The sequence below is a fragment of the Streptomyces sp. NPDC091377 genome (assembly GCF_044757045.1).
Classification (GTDB): Bacteria; Actinomycetota; Actinomycetes; order Streptomycetales; family Streptomycetaceae; genus Streptomyces.
The window spans coordinates 314,062-332,146 of sequence record NZ_JBIVUE010000001.1 but is presented as its reverse complement, the minus strand read 5'-3'; the positions used below and the strand labels follow the sequence as shown (position 1 = coordinate 332,146).

17 protein-coding genes are annotated in these 18,085 nt (G+C 73.3%); 6 read left to right on the top strand and 11 right to left on the bottom strand.

Annotated features, from left to right (window positions below):
* Positions 1-96: 96 nt before the first annotated feature.
* Both groES and ACIQNG_RS01635 read right to left on the bottom strand, forming a co-directional pair.
* Positions 97-405: a co-chaperone GroES gene (gene groES, locus ACIQNG_RS01640; RefSeq protein ID WP_055493212.1), complete on the bottom strand. Its 309-nt coding sequence runs from the start codon at positions 403-405 to the stop codon at positions 97-99.
* Between the two features lie 231 nt (positions 406-636).
* Positions 637-1,845, bottom strand: coding sequence for an Ig-like domain-containing protein (locus ACIQNG_RS01635; protein WP_401482167.1), 1,209 nt, complete (start codon positions 1,843-1,845; stop codon positions 637-639).
* A 383-nt stretch (positions 1,846-2,228) separates the two neighbouring features.
* On the opposite strand from ACIQNG_RS01635, the gene ACIQNG_RS01630 reads away from it, so the two are divergent.
* The 5 genes from ACIQNG_RS01630 (at position 2,229) to ACIQNG_RS01610 (ending at position 8,703) form a co-directional block, all read left to right on the top strand.
* The gene (locus ACIQNG_RS01630; RefSeq protein ID WP_401436815.1) at positions 2,229-3,437 is read left to right on the top strand and encodes a lipid II:glycine glycyltransferase FemX; all 1,209 of its coding nucleotides are present in this window, start codon (positions 2,229-2,231) and stop codon (positions 3,435-3,437) included.
* Positions 3,438-3,712: 275 nt separating this feature from the next.
* Positions 3,713-5,404, top strand: coding sequence for a murein biosynthesis integral membrane protein MurJ (gene murJ, locus ACIQNG_RS01625; RefSeq protein WP_401482502.1), 1,692 nt, complete (start codon positions 3,713-3,715; stop codon positions 5,402-5,404).
* 67 nt (positions 5,405-5,471) lie between these two features.
* Positions 5,472-6,155, top strand: coding sequence for a response regulator (locus ACIQNG_RS01620; protein WP_401482165.1), 684 nt, complete (start codon positions 5,472-5,474; stop codon positions 6,153-6,155).
* Positions 6,156-6,625: 470 nt separating this feature from the next.
* Positions 6,626-8,146, top strand: coding sequence for an ATP-binding protein (locus tag ACIQNG_RS01615; protein ID WP_401482501.1), 1,521 nt, complete (start codon positions 6,626-6,628; stop codon positions 8,144-8,146).
* Positions 8,143-8,703, top strand: a complete 561-nt coding sequence (locus ACIQNG_RS01610) for a hypothetical protein (RefSeq protein WP_401482163.1) — start codon at positions 8,143-8,145, stop codon at positions 8,701-8,703. The genes ACIQNG_RS01615 and ACIQNG_RS01610 overlap by 4 nt, the downstream gene beginning before the upstream one ends.
* Here ACIQNG_RS01610 and ACIQNG_RS01605 read toward each other — a convergent pair.
* The gene (locus ACIQNG_RS01605; protein ID WP_401482161.1) at positions 8,700-9,590 is read right to left on the bottom strand and encodes a polysaccharide deacetylase family protein; all 891 of its coding nucleotides are present in this window, start codon (positions 9,588-9,590) and stop codon (positions 8,700-8,702) included. The two genes, ACIQNG_RS01610 and ACIQNG_RS01605, sit on opposite strands and share 4 nt — an antisense overlap.
* A complete protein-coding gene (locus ACIQNG_RS01600; RefSeq protein WP_401482159.1) occupies positions 9,587-10,438 on the bottom strand; it encodes a polysaccharide deacetylase family protein in 852 nt (283 codons plus the stop codon). The genes ACIQNG_RS01605 and ACIQNG_RS01600 overlap by 4 nt, the downstream gene beginning before the upstream one ends.
* Before the next feature lie 427 nt (positions 10,439-10,865).
* Here ACIQNG_RS01600 and ACIQNG_RS01595 point away from each other — a divergent pair, with 427 nt between their 5' ends.
* A complete protein-coding gene (locus ACIQNG_RS01595) occupies positions 10,866-12,041 on the top strand; it encodes a methyltransferase domain-containing protein (RefSeq protein ID WP_401482157.1) in 1,176 nt (391 codons plus the stop codon).
* Here the strand turns inward: ACIQNG_RS01595 and ACIQNG_RS01590 are convergent.
* The 7 genes from ACIQNG_RS01590 to rimI all read right to left on the bottom strand — a co-directional run bounded on the left by ACIQNG_RS01590 (position 12,038) and on the right by rimI (position 18,069).
* Complete coding sequence (locus ACIQNG_RS01590; RefSeq protein WP_401482155.1) at positions 12,038-13,402, bottom strand: RNA polymerase sigma factor; 1,365 nt, start codon at positions 13,400-13,402, stop codon at positions 12,038-12,040. The genes ACIQNG_RS01595 and ACIQNG_RS01590 overlap by 4 nt on opposite strands.
* A 222-nt stretch (positions 13,403-13,624) precedes the next feature.
* Positions 13,625-13,981, bottom strand: coding sequence for a YciI family protein (locus tag ACIQNG_RS01585; protein WP_401436798.1), 357 nt, complete (start codon positions 13,979-13,981; stop codon positions 13,625-13,627).
* 128 nt (positions 13,982-14,109) lie between these two features.
* Entirely contained in the window at positions 14,110-15,156 is a 1,047-nt protein-coding gene (locus ACIQNG_RS01580) for an LCP family protein (RefSeq protein WP_401482152.1), read from the bottom strand.
* A gap of 273 nt (positions 15,157-15,429) precedes the next feature.
* Positions 15,430-16,191: a YqjF family protein gene (locus tag ACIQNG_RS01575; protein WP_401436789.1), complete on the bottom strand. Its 762-nt coding sequence runs from the start codon at positions 16,189-16,191 to the stop codon at positions 15,430-15,432.
* Positions 16,192-16,194: 3 nt separating this feature from the next.
* Positions 16,195-16,476, bottom strand: a complete 282-nt coding sequence (locus tag ACIQNG_RS01570; RefSeq protein WP_401482150.1) for a hypothetical protein — start codon at positions 16,474-16,476, stop codon at positions 16,195-16,197.
* On the bottom strand, positions 16,473-17,579 hold the full coding sequence (gene tsaD, locus ACIQNG_RS01565; protein ID WP_401482148.1) for a tRNA (adenosine(37)-N6)-threonylcarbamoyltransferase complex transferase subunit TsaD: 1,107 nt from the start codon (positions 17,577-17,579) through the stop codon (positions 16,473-16,475). Before tsaD ends, ACIQNG_RS01570 begins: the two co-directional genes overlap by 4 nt.
* The gene (rimI, locus tag ACIQNG_RS01560; protein ID WP_401436875.1) at positions 17,572-18,069 is read right to left on the bottom strand and encodes a ribosomal protein S18-alanine N-acetyltransferase; all 498 of its coding nucleotides are present in this window, start codon (positions 18,067-18,069) and stop codon (positions 17,572-17,574) included. Before rimI ends, tsaD begins: the two co-directional genes overlap by 8 nt.
* Positions 18,070-18,085 lie beyond the last annotated feature (16 nt).

The following is an 18,085-nucleotide window of genomic DNA, read 5'->3' as shown; positions in this document are numbered from 1 at the left end:
GTGAAATGGCGCTGCGCCCCCGGCACCCCGGGTCGTCGTTAGCGGTTCGCGGGGGCCAGGAGCGCAGCTTGAAAAACTCTCAAAACCTGAGATGAACTACTTCTCGATGATCGCGAGCACGTCGCGGGCCGAGAGGACGAGGTACTCCTCGCCGTTGTACTTCACCTCGGTGCCGCCGTACTTGCTGTACAGCACGATGTCGCCGGTCTTGACGTCGAGCGGCAGACGCTCGCCGTTCTCGAAGCGGCCCGGGCCCACGGCCAGGACGACGCCCTCCTGGGGCTTCTCCTTGGCGGTGTCCGGAATGACCAGGCCCGAAGCCGTGGTCTGCTCGGCGTCGAGCGGCTGGACCACGATGCGGTCCTCAAGCGGCTTGATGGCAACCTTGGAGCTGGCGGTCGTCACGATCCGACCTCCCCCTTCGGAGATCTCACGGGGTTAACTGTCTGAGGTGGCGACCAGGTCGATCCGTCGTCGCGGGTGCCGGACCTGCCCGTCGCGTCATTGGCACTCTCCAGGGGGGAGTGCCAGAACCGAGACTATGGCCGCGATTAGCACTCGGTCAAGCGGAGTGCCAATCGGCTGCGCCGCGCGCCGGGTCCGTGCGCCGGTTTCCCGCCGGCCGGAACGGCCGGATCAGTCCAGGGCGCTCCGGCTCCGCCACTGTTCCCAGGACTCGTTCCAGTTGCTGAAGCCGTTGCCCTGGACCGGGATGCCCTTGGTGTCTTTGCCGGTGATCTCGAAGGGGGTGCCGACCCGTATGCCGTCGTAGAAGGAGGCGGCCTCGGAGGTGCTCATGCCGATACAGCCGGAGCTGCGGTTGGCCCGGCCGAAGTGGGCGGCGTTCCAGGGCGCGGCGTGGGCGTACATGCCGGACCAGGTCAGGCGCATCGAGTAGTCGACCATCTTGTCGTAGGCGTCGCCGAGGCCCACGGTCTCGGAGTTCATGTTGATGGTGCCCTCCTTGGAGATGAGCACCGAGGTGCCGCCCCAGGAGCGCTTCTCCCCGCCGGGGGTGCCGCCGGAGACGGGGATCGTACGGACCGTGCGGCCGTCGCGCCGGAGCATGAGCTTCTTCCTGTCGAGGTCGACCTTGACGACCTCCTGCGCGCCGATGGTGAATCTCGTGGCGTAGTCGCGGGTGAACATCCGGTCGTCGGCCGTGGCGATGCCGTTCAGCGGGGCGTCGACGGTCACCTTCGTGCCCGCTTTCCAGTACGTCCTGGGCCGCCAGTCGACCCGGTCCCGGCCGTCGTAGTGCTTCATCCAGCCCCAGGAGCCCTCGGTGTTGTCGGAGGTGGTGACCTTGAGGGCCTTCTCCACCGCGGCCGGGTCGCCGATCGGGTGGTCGAAGACGAGGGAGACCGGCTGGCCGACGCCGACCGTGGTGTCCTTGCCGGGCCAGAACTCGACCTTGTTGCGCCGCTCCGCCTTCGTGGTGGTGAAGGAGGCGCGTTCGGTGGTCTCGGTCCCGCCCCCGGTCCTCGCCGTGGCGGTGATCCGGTACGTGACCGCCGAGCCGGCCCTGCGGTCGGCACTCCACACCGTGTCGCCCGCCGACAGCTTCCCCGTGACCTTCCTGCCGTCGCCGTCCACGACGCTGACGGCGGTGAGGCTGCCGCCCTCGGCCGTGACCCGGATCGGACGGCCCGGCTCCGCCTCGGTTCCGCTCGGGGACACCGACACCGTCGCCGGCCGGTCCGCGGCCCTCGGCGAACCGCTCTTGCCGTCCGGGTCCGAGGGGCCGGAGGTGCAGGCGGTCAGGAGCAGCGGGGCGAGTACGGCGGCGGCCACCGTGCGGCACGCGGCCGGGTGCCGGTCGGGGCGGGCGGATGTCGGACGCAACGGGACCTCCGTGGGAGCCGGGGTGCGGGGAGCTGAGGAGAACTGAGAGAAGCCGAGAGGGAGAGGGGCGAGGGGTCTGGGGTGTCCGGGGGGGGGCTCGGCGCGGCTGTCCTGGGACGTGCGCGGGCCAAGGCACGGGTGCTCCGGGGCGGGTGCCGGCCGTGGCGCGGCTGCTCCGGGAGGGGACGTCGATGACCCTAATGCGGAGAATCGGCAGGTGAGCGGCGTGGACGCCATGTGACGGGCACTGGTGGCGAACGGTCATCGTCCGGTCGCATTTCCCGCGCGGAGCCGTCATGGACCGCTGTGAGCATCCTGCCCGGCCCTGCTGTCCCGCGGGGCCGGGGGACAGCGACCACGACGACCGGAAGGCGGCTCACCCTGTGTCAGCGCTTCTCGTGACGGACCCGGGCGGGCGGGCGCGGTCGGAGGACCGCCCGGAGGTCTTCCTCGCGCCCGTCGACGCCGCCGTGTACCGCGCGTTCCTCGCCTCCGAGCGGGGGGCGGCGCTCGGCGCCGGTTTCCTGCAATGCCCTTCCTGGGCCGAGGTGAAGCAGGGCTGGCGGCCGTTGCTGCTGGGCTGGGGGCCGGATCCGTCGGCGGGCGCGGCGGGGCTGACCGGGGTGGCGCTGGCGCTGCTGCGTCAGTTCCCCGGCACCCGGCGGTTCTTCGCCTACCTCCCCGAGGGGCCGGTGGCCGACTGGGCGGACCCGGGCGTCGACGCCTGGCTCGATCCGCTGCTCGCCCGGCTGCGCGAGGCGGGCGCCTTCGCCGTACGGATCGGTCCCGCGCCCGCGTACCGGAGCTGGCCCGCCTCGGCGCTGAAGTCGGCCACGGGGCCGGGGCGGCGGCTCGGCGATGTGCTGGACTGCGAGGTCGAACCGCTGGGCGCGGCCGTCGCGGACCGGCTGTCCGCCCGGGGCTGGCGGCGCTGCGGCAGCGGGGAGGGCGGGGGCGACGGGGACGCCCAGCCGCGGCATGTCTTCCAGGTGCCGCTCACCGGGAACGGTGCCGACGCGCTGTGGGCCGGACTCAATCAGGAGTGGCGGCGCAATGTGCGGCGCGCGCGCCGCGAGGGGGTGGAGGTGGTGGTCGGCAGCGCGGCCGAACTGCCCGAGTTCTACCGGCTGCTGGAGATCACCGAGCGGCGTGACGGCTTCCGGCTGGGCCGGGGGCTGGCGTACTACCAGCGCCAGTACGCGGCGCTCAACGCGGAGGAGCCGGGCCGGATGAGGCTGTATCTGGCCCGCCACGGGGGCGAGATCCTCGCCGCGCACACGATGGTGACGGTGGGGCGGCGGGTCTGGTACCAGACCGGGGCCTCGGCCGACCACCGCCGGGAGGTCCGCCCCTCCAACGCGCTCCAGTGGCGGATGCTGCTCGATGCCCAGGCGTCCGGCGCACAGGTGTACGACATGCGCGGGGTACCCTCCACACTCGACCCCTCGGACCGCTCGTACGGGCTGTTGCGCTGGAAGCTCGGCACCGGAGGAAGGGTCGTGGAGACCCTGGGGGAATGGGAGAGACCGTTGGGCGGGACCACCAACCAGACGCTGTACCGGGCGTTCCGGGCGTACCTGGCCCGTCGATGAGCCCGGCACCCGCGGTGGCATCGACGGGCGGACCACCGGACCGGTCGGGTCAGGCGGAGCGGGCCGGTCAGATGAAGCAATCGGAGCAATCGGAGCAGTCGGAACGGGCGGAACGGGCCGCATGGGCTGAACAGGCCGAACAGGCCGAACAGGCCGAACAGGCGCGGGAGTCCGGGCTGGCGCAGGGATCCGGGCCGGCGTCGCAGCCCGCCCCCGCCGGGAAGCGGGTTCCGGCCGGGAAGCGGGCTCCGTCGGTGGCGCGCAGCGGGGCGCTGATGGCCGCCGGGTCGATCGTCTCCCGGGCCACCGGTTTCGCCAGGGCGGCCGTCGTCGCGGCGGCGCTGGGCATCGGGATGACCGCCGACGGCTACGCGGTGGCCAACGCCGTCCCCACCATCGTCTACATGCTGCTGATCGGCGGGGCACTGAACGCGGTGTTCGTCCCCGAACTGGTCCGGGCGGCGAAGGAGCACGCGGACGGCGGGACCGCCTACACCCAGCGGCTGCTGACGGTGTGCGCCGTCGCCCTGCTGGTGCTCACCGGGACCGCGGTCGCCGCCGCCCCGCTGCTCGTGGAGATGTACACCGGCTACACCGGGGCGCAGGCGGAGATGACCGTCGCCTTCGCCCGCTACTGCCTGCCGCAGATCTTCTTCCTCGGCCTGTTCACCGTGCTCGGCCAGGTGCTCAACGCGCGCGGCCGGTTCGGCGCGATGATGTGGACGCCGGTCCTCAACAACGTGGTCGTCATCGCCGTGTTCGGCCTGTATCTGGCGGTCGGCGACGGGGGCACGCTCAGCGCCGCCGACCGCGCGCTGCTGGGCTGGGGCACCACCGCGGGCATCGCCGTCCAGGCACTCGCGCTCGTGCCGTCGCTGCGCCGGGCCGGCTTCGGCTGGCGGCCCCGGTTCGACTGGCGGGGCCACGGGCTGACCCGGCCGTTGCGCGCGGCGGGCTGGCTGGTGCTGCTGGTGCTCTCCAACCAGGCCGCGTACTGGGTGGTGACCCGGCTGGCGACCATGGCCGGGCGGGAGGCGGCCGGACAGGGCATCGACGGCGGCGCGGGCTTCAGCGCCTACTCCAACGCGTACACGCTCTGGGCGGTGCCGCACGGCATCGTCACCGTCTCCCTGATGACCGCGCTGCTGCCCCGGATGAGCCGGGCCGCCACCGACGACGACCCGGCGGCGGTGCGCCGTGACGTGTCGTACGCCCTGCGCACCAGCGCGTCGATGATCGTGCCCGCCGCCTGCGCCCTGCTGGCGCTGGCCCAGCCGGTGACGGCGCTGGTGTACGGGTACGGGCGGACCGGCCCGGACGACGTGGCGCTGATGGCGGGCATCCTGATGGCGTTCGCGCCGGGCCTGGTGGCCTTCTCCGGGCAGTACGTGCTCTCCCGTGCGTTCTACGCGCTCTCCGACACCCGTACGCCCTTCCTGCTCAACCTGGTGATCGTCACGGTGAACGCGGGGCTCGCGGTGTCCGCCTATGTGCTGCTGCCGGTGCGCTGGGCGGTGACCGGGATGGCGGGGGCGTACTCGGTCGCGCTGCTGGTGGGGTGGATGGTGACCGCGCAGGTGCTACGGCGTCGGCTGTCGTCGTCGCCCGGCGCCGAGGTGCCTCGGCAGCGGGCCCGGCACTCCCCACGCCCGCGGCACTCCCCACGCTCGCGGCACCCCCTGCGTTCGCGGCGGGTCGCGCGCCGTCGCCCCGAGCCGCTGTGGCGTTCGGCGTCGGCCGGGACCGTCGCCCGGCTGCTGGTGGCGGCGGTGCCCGCGGCGGGCCTGGGGCTGCTCGCCACCCGGTTCACCGGCGAGGTGGCCGGGCCGCCGGCCGCGGGGGCGGCGGGAGCGATGGTGATCGGGGCGGTCTTCGTGGCCCTCGCCCGGCCGTTGCGCCTCACCGAACTCGACGCCGCGGTCACCGGCGCCGTACGACGTGTCAGGAGGCGGCCCGAACGCCGCTGACCGGCCCGCAGCAGCAACACCACACCCCAGAGCGCCCGCGCCGAGGAAACCGAGGAAGAAGACCGCCATGCCACGCGTACTGCTCATCGAGGACGACCCCTCGGTCCGCGAGGGGGTGGAACTCGGGCTGCGGCGGCGCGGCCACGAGGTGGCGGCCGTGGCCACCGGTGAGGAGGGCCTCGCCGCCCTCCCCGAACTGCGGCCGGATCTGGTGCTGCTGGACCTGATGCTGCCGGGGGTCAACGGCGTGGAGGTGTGCCGCCGGATCCGGGAGGCCGGTCAGCTCCCGATCATCATGCTCACCGCCCGCGGCGACGACTTCGACGTCGTCATCGGGCTGGAGGCGGGCGCCGACGACTACATCGTCAAACCGGCCCGTACGGAGGTGATCGAGGCGCGGATCCGGGCGGTGCTGCGGCGGATCGAGGGGCCCGGCGCCGGGCGCCCGGCCGTCGAACGGCACGGCGAACTGACCCTGGACCGCACCGGACTGACCGTCGCCAAGGCCGGACGTCCACTGGCGCTGGCCCCGTCCGAACTGCGGCTGCTGCTGCATCTGAGCGGTGCGCCGGAGCAGGTGTTCAGCCGTCAGCAACTGCTGGAGCACGTCTGGGAGCACAGCTATCACGCGGACGCGCGGCTGGTGGACGCCTGCGTACGGCGGCTGCGCAACAAGATCGAGGACGTACCGGGCTCCCCCCGCTACATCCAGACCCTGCGGGGCTTCGGCTACCGCTTCGGGCCCCTGTGAGCGGCGGAGCGGAGCGGAGTGCCGTCGAGCGGGCACCCGGCGGGACCGGGTGGCGGGCCCGGACCGCCGACGCCGTACGGCACCTGCCCGGCGGGCGACGGCGGCACCGGGCCACGGGGGCTCCCCCACCGGACGACAGCCGGGAGCGGGCGCGGGGCGACCGGGCGCCTGGGGCGGACCGACGGGATCCCGTGGCTGACCGACGGGATCCCGTGGCTGACCAGCGGGTTCCCACACCCGGGAGGCGGGCTCCGGCGCCCGGCGGGCAGACTCAGGCACCCGGCGGGCAGGCCCCGGCAGCAGCCGGTGGGCAGACTCCGGCACCGGGCGGGCAGACTCCCGCACCCGGTGGGCAGGCCCCGGCACCCGGTGGCCCACGGTGGCCCCCGCCCTCCCAGGGGCAGCTCCCGCCCTCCCAGGACCGCGTCCGCCGTCGGTCCCGGCTCGCCCGGTTCGGGCTCAGGACCCGGCTGGTGCTGGCGTTTCTGCTGGTCGCCCTGGTCACCGCCGCCTCCACCGCCGCGCTCACCTACCGCGAGGCCCGCAACTCGGTGCTCCAGGCGACCCAGGACACGGCGGTGTCGTCGTTCCGCGACCAGATCCGCCAGTACACCGTGCAGATGCCGGTCGACCCGGAGGGCCTCAAGATCTCGGTCCAGACCCTGGCCAAGCTCGGCAAGCCCCGCATCCTGTACGTCTTCGCCGAGTACGGGACGAAGGTCCGCGTCTCCTCCGGGAGCAGCCCGGTGTCCACCGTCGTCACCCCCGAACTGCGCAGCCGCGCCGCGAGCCGCCCGCACGGCAGCTTCCAGCGGGTCGTCAAGGACGGAAGGCCCTATCTGGTCGTCGGGATGCCGGTGGTGCTGGGCATCACGGAGCACTCCGAGGTCGACTCCGGTCTGGTGATGTACGGCGTACTCCCCCTGGACGAGGAGGAGATGCAGGTCGACGCGCTGGTCACGGCCGCCCGCAACGGCGCCGTACCGGGGCTGGCGATCGCGCTCGTGCCCGCGCTGCTGGCCGCCCGCAGCGTGCTGCGCCCGGTACGGGACCTGCGGCGGGCCGCGCTGAGCATCGGCAGCGGCCGGCTGGACACCCGGATCCAGGTCCGGGGCCGGGACGAACTGGCGGATCTGGCACGGACGTTCAACGAGTCGTCGGCCGCGCTGGAGCGTTCGGTGACGGAGCTACGGGAGGCGGAGGCGCGGGCGCGGCGCTTCGCCTCCGACGTCTCCCACGAACTGCGCACCCCGCTGGCCGGGATGCTCGCGGTCACCGAACTGCTGGACGAGGACGCGGCCCGGCTCGACCCGGACACCGCGCGGGCGGTGCGGCTGATCAGCGCGGAGACGGGGAAGCTGGCGGTCCTGGTCGAGGATCTGATCGAGATCTCCCGCTTCGACGCCCAGGCCGCCGAGCTGAACACCGACGAGGTCGATGTCGCCGAGACCATCCGCCGCACCTTGTCGGTCCGGCGCTGGACCGGCCGGGTCGGCGCCGATCTCCCCGACGGCATCCGGGCCCGGCTCGATCCGCGCCGCTTCGACGTGGTGATCGCCAACCTGGTCGGCAACGCGCTGCGGCACGGCGGGGACCCGGTGACCGTGACCCTGCGCCGGGCCGCGGCGGAGGACGGTACGCCGCTGCTGCTGGCGGTCGTCACCGACGGCGGGCCCGGCATCAGGTCCGAGGTGCTGCCGTATGTCTTCGACCGTTTCTTCAAGGCGGACCCGGCCCGTTCCCGTTCGGCGGGCAGCGGTCTTGGGCTGGCGATCACCGCGGAGAACGTACGGCTGCACGGCGGCACGATCACCGCGGCGAACCGCCCCGGCACCCCGGGCGCCGTCTTCACGGTCGCCCTCCCGCTCGACGGCGGGGCCCTGGGGCGGACGGCGGCGGACTCGACCCACGGGCCCGGCCCGGCCCCCGCCCCCGCGCCCGCACCCACGCCCACGCCCACGCCCACGAGGACCTCACAGGAGCGGAAGTGACCAGGATGCCGGGTTGTGCCGCCGCCCTCGCGCTGGCCGCCGCCCTTCTGACCGGCTGCGGCATCAGCGCGACCGAGCCCGTCGAGTCGGGCGGTCCGGCGGTGATCGATCTGGCCCACGCCCCGGAGCTGTGGATCATGATCTTTCTCCAGTCCCCCAGCGGCCGGCTGGTCCCGGTGTTCCGGGAGCGGTCGCCCGAGGTGTTCGCGCCCCCGCCGTCCGTGCTGGTGGAGGAGGCCGTCGAGACGCTGTTCGCGGGTCCGTCGGCGGCCGAGCGGGCCAACGGGATGCGGGGCACGCCGGGCCCGCTGCGCCCCGACCAGAAGGTCCGGGTGGTCGTGGACGGCGCCGAACAGCTCACCGTCCTGCTCCCGGTGCCGCTCAGCTCCCTCGGCATCACCGAACTGCGGCAACTGGTGTGCACGGCGGCGTTCGCCCACGACCGGCGGGGCTGGACCCAAGTGGCGCTCCGGGGCCCCGACGGCCTGATGGAGGGCACCGTCTGCGACGCGGGCATCGACGTCATCCCGGGGACGGCCCGCCCCTCCATCCGCTAGGGGGTGTCCGCCCGGAGGTGGTCCTCCAGCCGGGCCGGTCGCAACCCGCCGGCCTCGATCTCCTTCAGCAGCCGGATCGTACGGGTCACCAGGGTCGGACCCGGGTTCTCGTGCGGGGTCAGGGTGATGACATCGCCGGGGAGCAGACGTTCCGGGGCGGAGGTGAAGTGGGTGTGTGTGTCCGTCGCCGAGGCGCGGAAGAGGATCAGGGAGCGTACGCCGCAGTCCGCCGCCGCCCTCAGTGTCGTGTCGTCGTACATGCCGTACGGGGGCCGCAGCAGGGTGGGGCGGATCCCGAAGCGGGACGCGAGCTTGTTCTGCTGGCCGCAGATCTCCGCCCGCTGACCGGCGTACGGGAGGCCGCGCAGGGCGGCGTGGTCCAGGGTGTGGTTCTGGAGGGTGGCGCCGACCGAACGCAGCCGGGCGAAGTGGCCGTACCCCGGGCCCGCCACGCTGTCCGTGAGGAACAGGGTGACGGGCAGCCGGCGTTCGCGGACCATGTCCACGAACTCGGGGTCGCGTTCGGCGCCGTCGTCGTAGGTGAGGAAGACCACCTTGTCGCGGGTGGGGACCCGGTCAAGGACCTCGGGCAGCCCTGCCCGCCCGCCACCACCGGGGGGAGCACTGGACCGAGCCCCCGGAGACTCCCGGGGCGGCGATCCGGGAGGAGCCCCTGGAGGAACCCCTGGACGAGCCGCTGGAGGGACCCCTGGACGAGCCCCTGGAGGAACCCCTGGAGAGGCTCCCGGGGAGGCGCCGCCCGCCGGTTCCACCGGCTTCACCCACGACGACGGGGCGGGCCCCCGCCCGCAGCCGCCGCAGACCGCCGCCGCCGTCGTCAGCAGGAGCAGCGCGGCGGCCAGCGGCCGGCGCCCGACGGCTCTCACAGGTAGTCCTCCAGGCGGCCCACCGCGTACCCCTTCTCCGTGACCTTGGTCAGGAAGAGGCGGATCATGTCGGGCATCGTGCCCTCCCAGTCGTCCTCGCCCCGGAAGTGGCTGAGGACGATGTCACCGGGGTGCAGATCGCGGTCCCACTCGCGGTACGCCCAGTGGTCGACGAAGACCTCCTCGTTCCACAGCGGCGCGTACTTGATGCCGCAGTCCTTCGCGGCCCGCAGGGTGTCCTTGTTGTAGTTGCCGAAGGGCGGGCGGAAGAGCACCGGCCGGGTGCCGTACCGCTTCTCCATCACGTCCTGCATGCCGCAGATCTGATGCTTCTGCTGGCTGTAGGAGAGGCCCGGCATGTAGGGGTGGTCGAGGGTGTGGTTGTTCAGGCCCACGCCCCGCTCCTGCATCTGCTTGAAGTGGGCGTAGTCCTCCTTGACCAGGTAGTCGCTGAGGAACGCGGTGTACGGCACCTTCAGTTCGCTCATCATCCGGAGGAACTCCGGGTCCTTCTCGGCCCCGTCGTCGATCGTGAGGAAGACGACCTTCTCCTTGGTGGGGATGGTGGTGAAGACCGGCGGCAGGCCCTCCTCCACATGACCGTCCACCTCGAAGCCGTCCCGGGTGGTGATCTCCGGCTTGCGCTGCGGGGGCGCGGGCGCCACCAGCGGCGGGGTCCGCAGCCCCCAGCGCTTGGCCGCGGCCACCCGGGCCTGCTGGGCGGCCCGCTGCTGGGCGGCCTTGTCCGCGTACTGCTGACCGGGGGCCGGGTTGGCCGACGGTCCGGAGCCACCCGCCCCGCAGCCGGAGGCGAGCGAGGCGACGGCGACGAGCGCGAGCCCGGCCACCCCGAACCGCCGCAGCCCCGCTCCGCTTCTCGACGGCAGCCCCGCTCCGCTTCTCGACCGCAGCCCGACTCCGCCGCTCGACGGCAGACCCGGCCCACGGCTCGACCGCAACCGGGCCCCGACTCGCGACCGCAGCCCGGCCCAACGCCACGACCGTGCCCCGGCCCAGGCCCCAGCCGCAGCGCCGCCACCGGACCGCAGACCGACTCCGCCGCTCGACCGCGTCCCGGCCCCACCATCGGACCGCGTCCCGGCCCCGCCGCTCGTCTCACCACCCGACCGTGCCCCAGCCCCACCCTCTGACCTATTTTTATAGTTTTGTACGACTTCTCCCATGGCGCCGGATCCTCGCAGGCCACCGCCCCCGACCGCCCGCCGACACCGCCACCGGGCGCGCACCATCCACCGACTGGCCCACAATGACCCGGTGAACGACCTCGCTCCTCTCCTCACCCCCGAAGGCCGTGCCCTCCTCGACGAGGTACGGGACGTCGAACCCGCCCAGGAACTCGCCGTCGCCACCCGGCTGCGCCGCGCCCATCCCGCCCCGCTGGTGTCGGCGGCCCTCGCCCAGGCCCGGCTGCGGCAGCGGGCGGTGGCGAAGTTCGGGGCCGAGGACGCGGGCCGGATGTACTTCACGCCCCACGGCGTGGAGCAGTCGACCCGGGCCTCCGTCGCCGCGCACCGGGCGCGTCGGTTCGCGGAGCTGGGCGTCGGGTCGGTGGCCGACCTGTGCTGCGGGATCGGCGGGGACGCCATCGCGCTCGCCCGCGCCGGGATCCGGGTGCTCGCGGTCGACCGCGACCCGCTGACCGCCGCCGTCGCCCGGGCCAACGCCGCCGCGCTCGGCCTCGCGGAGCTGATCGACGTACGGGAGGCGGATGTGACGGACATCGACGTGACGCCGTACGACGCCGTCTTCGTGGACCCTGCGCGGCGCGGCGGACGGGGCCGGATCTTCGACCCCGAGTCCTACTCACCGCCCCTGTCCTGGGCCGTGGCCACCGCGCTCGGGGCCCCGCGCGCGGCCCTGAAGGTGGCGCCCGGCATCCCGCACGAGGCCGTGCCGGAGGCCGCCGAGGCGGAGTGGATCTCGGACGGCGGGGAGGTGAAGGAGGCGGTGCTGTGGTTCGGTACCGGGACGCCGGGCGCCGTCCGGGCGACGCTGCTGCCGGGACCGTACGGCCTGCTCTCGCGTGGGCTGCCGGACCCGGCCGTCCGTCCCGTGGGGCGGTATCTGTACGAGCCCGACGGCGCCGTCGTCCGGGCCCATCTGGTCGCCGAGGTCGCCGACGCGCTCGGGGGCGGGCTGATCGACCCGACCATCGCCTACGTCACCGCCGACGCACTGCGCCCCACGCCGTTCGCCACCGCCTACGAGATCACCGACCGGCTCCCCTTCAACGTCAAGAAGCTCAAGGCGCTGCTGCGCGAGCGCGGGGTGGGGATCCTGACCGTGAAGAAGCGCGGGTCGGCCGTGGAGCCGGAGGAGCTGCGCAGAAAGGTCAAACCGCAGGGGCCGCGGTCCGCGACGGTGTTCCTGACGCGGGTCGCCGGCGCCCCCTCCATGCTCATCGGCCACCCGGCCCGGCCGCCTGTCTAGGGCGGGTCGGCCTGGGCGGTGCCGTCGTGCGGGGCGTCCCGGTGGGCCGGGGGCGCGGTGGTGTCCTCGGCGCGGCGGCGCAGCAGTTCGCGTTCCTGCTCGTTGCCGGCCAGTTCGGCGGCGCGTTGGAACTCCGCTCTCGCCTCCGCCGTACGGCCCAGGCGCAGCAGCAGGTCGCCCCGGACGCTGGGCAGGAGGTGGTAGTCACGCAGGGCGGGGGCGTCGGCGAGGGCGTCGACCAGTTCCAGCGCGGGTCCCGGGCCCTCGGCCATCGACACGGCGACCGCGCGGTTCAGCTCCACGACCGGGGAGGGGGCGCGGGCCGCGAGCAGTCCGTAGAGGGTGGCGATCCGCGGCCAGTCGGTCTCCTCGTAGCGGTACGCGTGCGCGTGGGAGGCGGCGATGGCCGCCTGGAGCGCGTACGGCCCCGGCGGGCCCTCGGCGGTGGCGCCGGCGCGGGTGAGGGCGGTGACCCCGCGCCCGATCAGCAGCCGGTTCCAGCGACCGCGGTCCTGGTCCTTGAGCAGGACCGGGGTGCCGTCGGGCGCGGTGCGGGCGGCGGTGCGCGCGTACTGGAACTCCAGCAGCGCGGCCAGCCCGTGCACCTCGGGCTCCCTCGGCGTCAGGGCGGCGAGCTGCCGGGCCAGGCGGAGGGCGTCCTCGCACAGCGCCGGGCGCAGCCAGTCGTCCCCGGCGGTGGCGGCGTACCCCTCGTTGAAGATCAGGTAGATGACGTCGAGGACGGAGCCGAGGCGGGCCTCGCGGTCGGGGCCGTAGGGCACCTCGAAGGCGATGTTCCTCGTCGCGAGGGTGCGTTTGGCGCGGACGATGCGCTGGGCGACGGTCGGCTCGGGCACCAGGAACGCGCGGGCGATCTCGGGCGTGGTGAGTCCGCCGACCAGGCGCAGGGTGAGCGCGGTGCGGGCCTGCGGGGCCAGCACCGGATGGCAGGTCATGAAGATCAGCCGGAGGAGGTCGTCGTCGATGTCCTCGGGGTCGGCGGGCTCCTCGGGCGGCGGGGCGTCGGTGAGGTCCCGCCCGATCTCCGCGAGCTTGCGGGTGTAGTTCTCCCGGCGCCGCACCAGATCGACGGCGCGGCGGCGGGCGGTGGTGGTCAGCCAGGCGCCCGGACGGTCGGGGACACCGTCGCGTGGCCACTGCTCCAGGGCGGCGACCAGGGCGTCCTGCGCGATCTCCTCCGCGATCCCGACGTCCCGGACGATCCGGGTGACGGCGGCGATGACCCGGGGGGACTCCAGCCGGAAGACGGTCTCGACGGTGGTGGCGGCGGTGCGGGTGTCCTCGGCGGGGGCGGCGGTGCCGCGCGGGTCGACAGGGGGCTGTGGGCTCACGGTCCCCATCGAACACCGCGCGGCGCGAAGCACCAAGGAGTCACTCGCCGGGGCGAAACGAACGGGGGGGATGAATGGCGAGGTCTACAGCGGGATGAACGGCGAGGTGGCCGCCGAACTGGCCGCCAGAATGGCCGCCGGGACAGCCGCCAAAACGGCCGTCGAGATGACCGCCGGGAGGGCCGTCGAGATGACCGCCCGGGATGGACGCCGTTCCGACGGCCCGGGGCGTCAGCCCGCCATGATCTCCCGCAGCTCACAGGTGACGGTCCAGAACTCCTCGTGGACCTTCAGGAACCGGGTGACCCACTCCACGGCCTCGGCCCGGTCCTTGCACTGGAGCAGCGCGTAGCCGCCGATGACCTCCTTGGTCTCGGTGAAGGGCCCGTCGGTGACGGAGATCTTCCCGCCCTCCCAGCGCACCCGGGTGCCCTCGGCGGTGGAGTGCAGGCCGCCGGTGTCGAGCATCACGCCCGCCTTGGTCATCTCCTCCAGCAGCACCCCCATCCGCTCCATCAGCTCGGGGCTGGGGCCGCCGGCGGGCTGGTCGTTCTCGTCCACGCGGATCAGGGACATGTAGCGCGGCATGGTGGCTCCTCGTTCGGTCGGCGGCGCGGTCTCTCCTCGCCTCTCACCCTGTGCGTCGATCGGACCGACCGCGAATCGACACCCGTACGAATCTTTTCTCGCTTTTTTCTCGCTGGGTTCTTCCCCCTCTACCTCAGGGACTCCCACAGCTCACGCGCCTCGGGCTCGTCGGCCACCACCCGGTTGGGGTCGGAGGGGGCCCGTACGACGGGCAGGGTCACGGTCTTCACGGAGTCGGCGGACAGCGCCCGCAGGCTCTGTCCGAGGTCGACCAGCTCGGTGAGGGAGTCGAGGCCGGTGTCGGTGGTGAGGCTGTCGGTGACGGTGGTGGCCACGTCGTACAGCTCGACGGGGTCGCTGAGCAGGGAGATGTCGGTGATCCGGGTGATCAGCGCCTTGATGAGCTGCTGCTGGAGTTCTATCCGGGCGAGGTCGCTGCCGCCGGGCAGCCCGTAGCGGGTGCGGGCGAGGGCGAGGGCCTGCTCGCCGTCGAGGAGATGGGTGCCGGCGTCGAGCGAGAGCCGGGACTTCTTGTCCTCGATGGCCTGGTCGAGGGTGACGGTGACGCCCCCGACGGCGTCGATCAGCTCGGCGAACCCGGCGAAGTCGATCTCCAGGTAGTGGTCCATGCGGACGCCGGTCATGGCCTCGACGGTCTTGACCGCGCACACGGGCCCGCCGACGGCGTACGCGCTGTTGAACATCGCCCCGTTCCAGGCCGGGGCCTGCCCGCCGTCCGGCAGCGGACAGGCGGGCCGGGAGACCAGGGTGTCCCGGGGAATGCTCACCACTTGGGCGGACTCGCCGCCGGCGTCGATGTGGAACACCATCGCGGTGTCCGACCGCGCGCCCTCGCTGTCCCCTCCGCCGAGCCGCTGGTTCTCGGCGCCACTGCGGGAGTCCGAGCCCAGCACCAGGATGTTGACCGCCTCACCGGGCAACGGCACGGACGCCGCGGACGCCCCGGCGGAGGGGGTCACCACGGGCTTGGCGGGCCGGTTGTCACCGAGCGCGCTGTTGATGTCGACGCTGGTGATGTTGGCGTCGAGCTTCCAGTACACCCACCCACCGGCGACACCACCGAGCACGACGACCCCGGCCGTCACCCCACCGACCACCTTCAACAGCCGCCGCCGCGAACGCCTCTCCCCGGTCTGCTCGTCATCTGCGGTCACATGGACGAACCTACGTCCGAATCAGGACAGGGGCCCCCGGCGCAGGGCTTTTCTTCGGAAAATCTAAGCTTCGGGCACCTCGTACCGCGGAAGCCCTTCCGGGAAGTCCCGGGGCTCCTGGCAACCGGCCAACCGGTACACATGCTCGGCGAGTTGATAGACGAAGTCGGTCACAGCCTGCCGCAGCCCCGCCCCGGAGACCGCACGTCCCCCCTCGACACTGCCCTCGGCCACGACGGCGTAGGACTGCCGGTCGATGACGGCCCACCCCTCTCAAGGCGTGGGGATCCCCGCCGGGCGTCGGGTGGGGCGGCCCAGGCGGACCGGTACTCCGGGGGAGTAGAGCACGCTCAGTGGGGGGTCGGTCGGGGTCGGGAGTCCTGCCGTCGTGATCAGGTTCTCGTCGCACTCCAGCAGGTCCGCGCGGTGCAGGGGCCAGCGGGGGTGGTGGTTGGCGAGGTACGCGGCGCCGTTGAAGAAGGCGTTGTGCATGCCCCAGCGGGCGGTGAGGAAGTGTTCGAGGGCGGTGGGGTCCGTGAGGGGCTCGCCCACCTTCACCACGATCCGGCTGTGCGCGCCCCGGGGGCCGGGCCAGCGTCGGCGGCTCGTGTAGGTGACCGTGTCACCGGCCGCCCGGACCGACATCCGGGACCACACGTACGGCAGCCGGAACCCCACCCGCCCCATCGCCACCGGGATCAGCCGGGACGCGTCCATCGAGCGGAAGACCACCCCGCGTCTGCCGTGCCGGTCCACCGAGTACAGCCGGACGTTCGTCTCCGGGAAACTGCCCAGGTACGGGACGCCCGGCAGCCTGAACCAGCCGACCTTGTGCATCCGGAACGCGACCAGGCCGACATACGTGAGCCCCTCGTGCGTGTCGGGCACGGTCCCGCGCGGCAACAGCGGTGCCACCGCGGCCGGTTCGACGGCCCAGTGCAGAAAGGCGAGGTCGAGCCACTGCTGGGTGAGGAGAGGGACGCGTATCGAAGAGGGCGCGTCGGGGGTGACGCCCTCGGGCGGCTGCTGCGGCACGGTTCAGCCGACCTCCGGGTCCGGCCGCCGCTCCACGCCGACCGACTCGAAACGCCACCTGTGCACCGCCCGGGTCACCAAGTCTCCCGCCGGCTCCGGCAGTTCCGGCAGTTCGGCGTCGTAGGGGGCGTCCCACCAGGTCACCACCAGCACCCGGTCCTGCGGCGCGGCGAAGGTCTCCCTGCGCACCGGCACGGCGGCCAGCCGCTGCTCCCGCGCCCACGCCAGCAGGTCGGGCCCCCGTCCGGGAAGCGCCCGCGCCTCCCACATCAACGCCACCGTCACGAGTACAGGTTCTCCTTGCTCACCTCGTGCACGTGGTCGTGGGAGTCCGCGTGCGTGGGGAGTGCGGGGACGTGGGGGTCCGTCACCGGGAGGGACGAGTCCGCGGACAGGTCCCAACTCGACGCCGACCGGCCCCGGGCCACCATCTCCGCGCCCAGCGCCGCGACCATCGCGCCGTTGTCCGTGCACAGCTTCGGCCGGGGCACCCGCAGTTCGATCCCGGCCGCCTCGCAGCGGTGCTGCGCCAGCGCCCGCAGCCGCGAGTTCGCGGCCACCCCGCCGCCGATCATCAGATGCTCCACGCCCTCGTCCTTGCAGGCCCGGACCGCCTTACGGGTCAGTACATCGACCACGGCCTCCTGGAACGACGCCGCCACGTCCCGGACCGGCACCTCCTCCCCCGCCGCCCGCTTGGCCTCGATCCAGCGGGCCACGGCCGTCTTGAGGCCGGAGAAGGAGAAGTCGTAGGCCGGATCGCGCGGGCCGGTCAGCCCGCGCGGGAACGCGATCGCCTTCGGGTCGCCCTCGCGCGCGTACCGGTCGATGACCGGGCCGCCCGGGAAGCCCAGGTTCAGCACCCGGGCGATCTTGTCGAACGCCTCGCCCGCCGCGTCGTCGATGGTCGCGCCGAGCGGACGCACGTCCGAGGTGATGTCCGAGGAGAGCAGCAGCGAGGAGTGGCCGCCGCTCACCAGCAGGGCCATCGTCGGCTCCGGCAGCGGCCCGTGCTCCAGCTGGTCGACGCAGATGTGGGAGGCCAGGTGATTGACCCCGTACAGCGGCTTGCCCAGCGCGTACGCGTACGCCTTCGCCGCCGACACCCCGACCAGCAGCGCGCCCGCGAGGCCGGGGCCCGCGGTCACGGCGATGCCGTCGAGGTCGCCGGCAGCGACCCCCGCGTCCTTCAGGGCGCGCTGGATCGTCGGGACCATCGCCTCCAGGTGGGCGCGCGAGGCGACCTCCGGGACGACGCCGCCGAAGCGGGCGTGCTCGTCCACGCTGGAGGCGACGGCGTCGGCCAGCAGCGTGGTGCCGCGCACGATGCCCACGCCGGTCTCGTCGCAGGAGGTCTCGATCCCCAGGACCAGGGGTTCGTCAGCCATTGATCTCGGTTCCTTGTACGTCGCTGTCGTGCGGGGAGAAGGTCGTGGGCAGGTCGCTGAGCCGCATCACCAGCGCGTCCACGTTGCCGGGCTGGTAGTAGCCGCGCCGGAAGCCGATGGGCGCGAAGCCGAACCGCTCGTACAGCCGCTGGGCCCGCACGTTGTCGACCCGGCATTCGAGCATCACCTCGGCGCACTCGAACGCCGTCGCCGCCCGCAGCAGCTCGGTCAGCAGCCGGGCGCCGAGCCCGCTGCCCCACAGCTCCCGGGCCACGGCGATCGTCTGCACATCCGCCTGCTCACCGGCGGCGACCAGTCCGCCGTAGCCGACGATCCGCCCGTCGGCCTCCTCGGCGACGAGATAGCGCCGGGTCGCCTCGGACCCCCGCGCGTGCGCCAGCTCGGACCAGAACATCCCGCGCGACCAGGCGTCCTCGGGGAAGAGCGCCTTCTCCAGGACCAGCACGGGATCGATGTCCCACCAGCGCATCTCACGCAGCCGGGGG

Excerpts from the sequence above, each read along its gene's own strand:
- ACIQNG_RS01590 (WP_401482155.1), bottom strand. The coding sequence starts at position 13,402 with ATGGGGACCGTGAGCCCACAGCCCCCTGTCGACCCGCGCGGCACCGCC.
- murJ (WP_401482502.1), top strand. The coding sequence starts at position 3,713 with ATGGCCGCCGGGTCGATCGTCTCCCGGGCCACCGGTTTCGCCAGGGCG.
- ACIQNG_RS01620 (WP_401482165.1), top strand. The coding sequence starts at position 5,472 with ATGCCACGCGTACTGCTCATCGAGGACGACCCCTCGGTCCGCGAGGGG.
- ACIQNG_RS01585 (WP_401436798.1), bottom strand. The coding sequence starts at position 13,981 with ATGCCGCGCTACATGTCCCTGATCCGCGTGGACGAGAACGACCAGCCC.
- rimI (WP_401436875.1), bottom strand. The coding sequence starts at position 18,069 with ATGCGCTGGTGGGACATCGATCCCGTGCTGGTCCTGGAGAAGGCGCTC.
- tsaD (WP_401482148.1), bottom strand. The coding sequence starts at position 17,579 with ATGGCTGACGAACCCCTGGTCCTGGGGATCGAGACCTCCTGCGACGAG.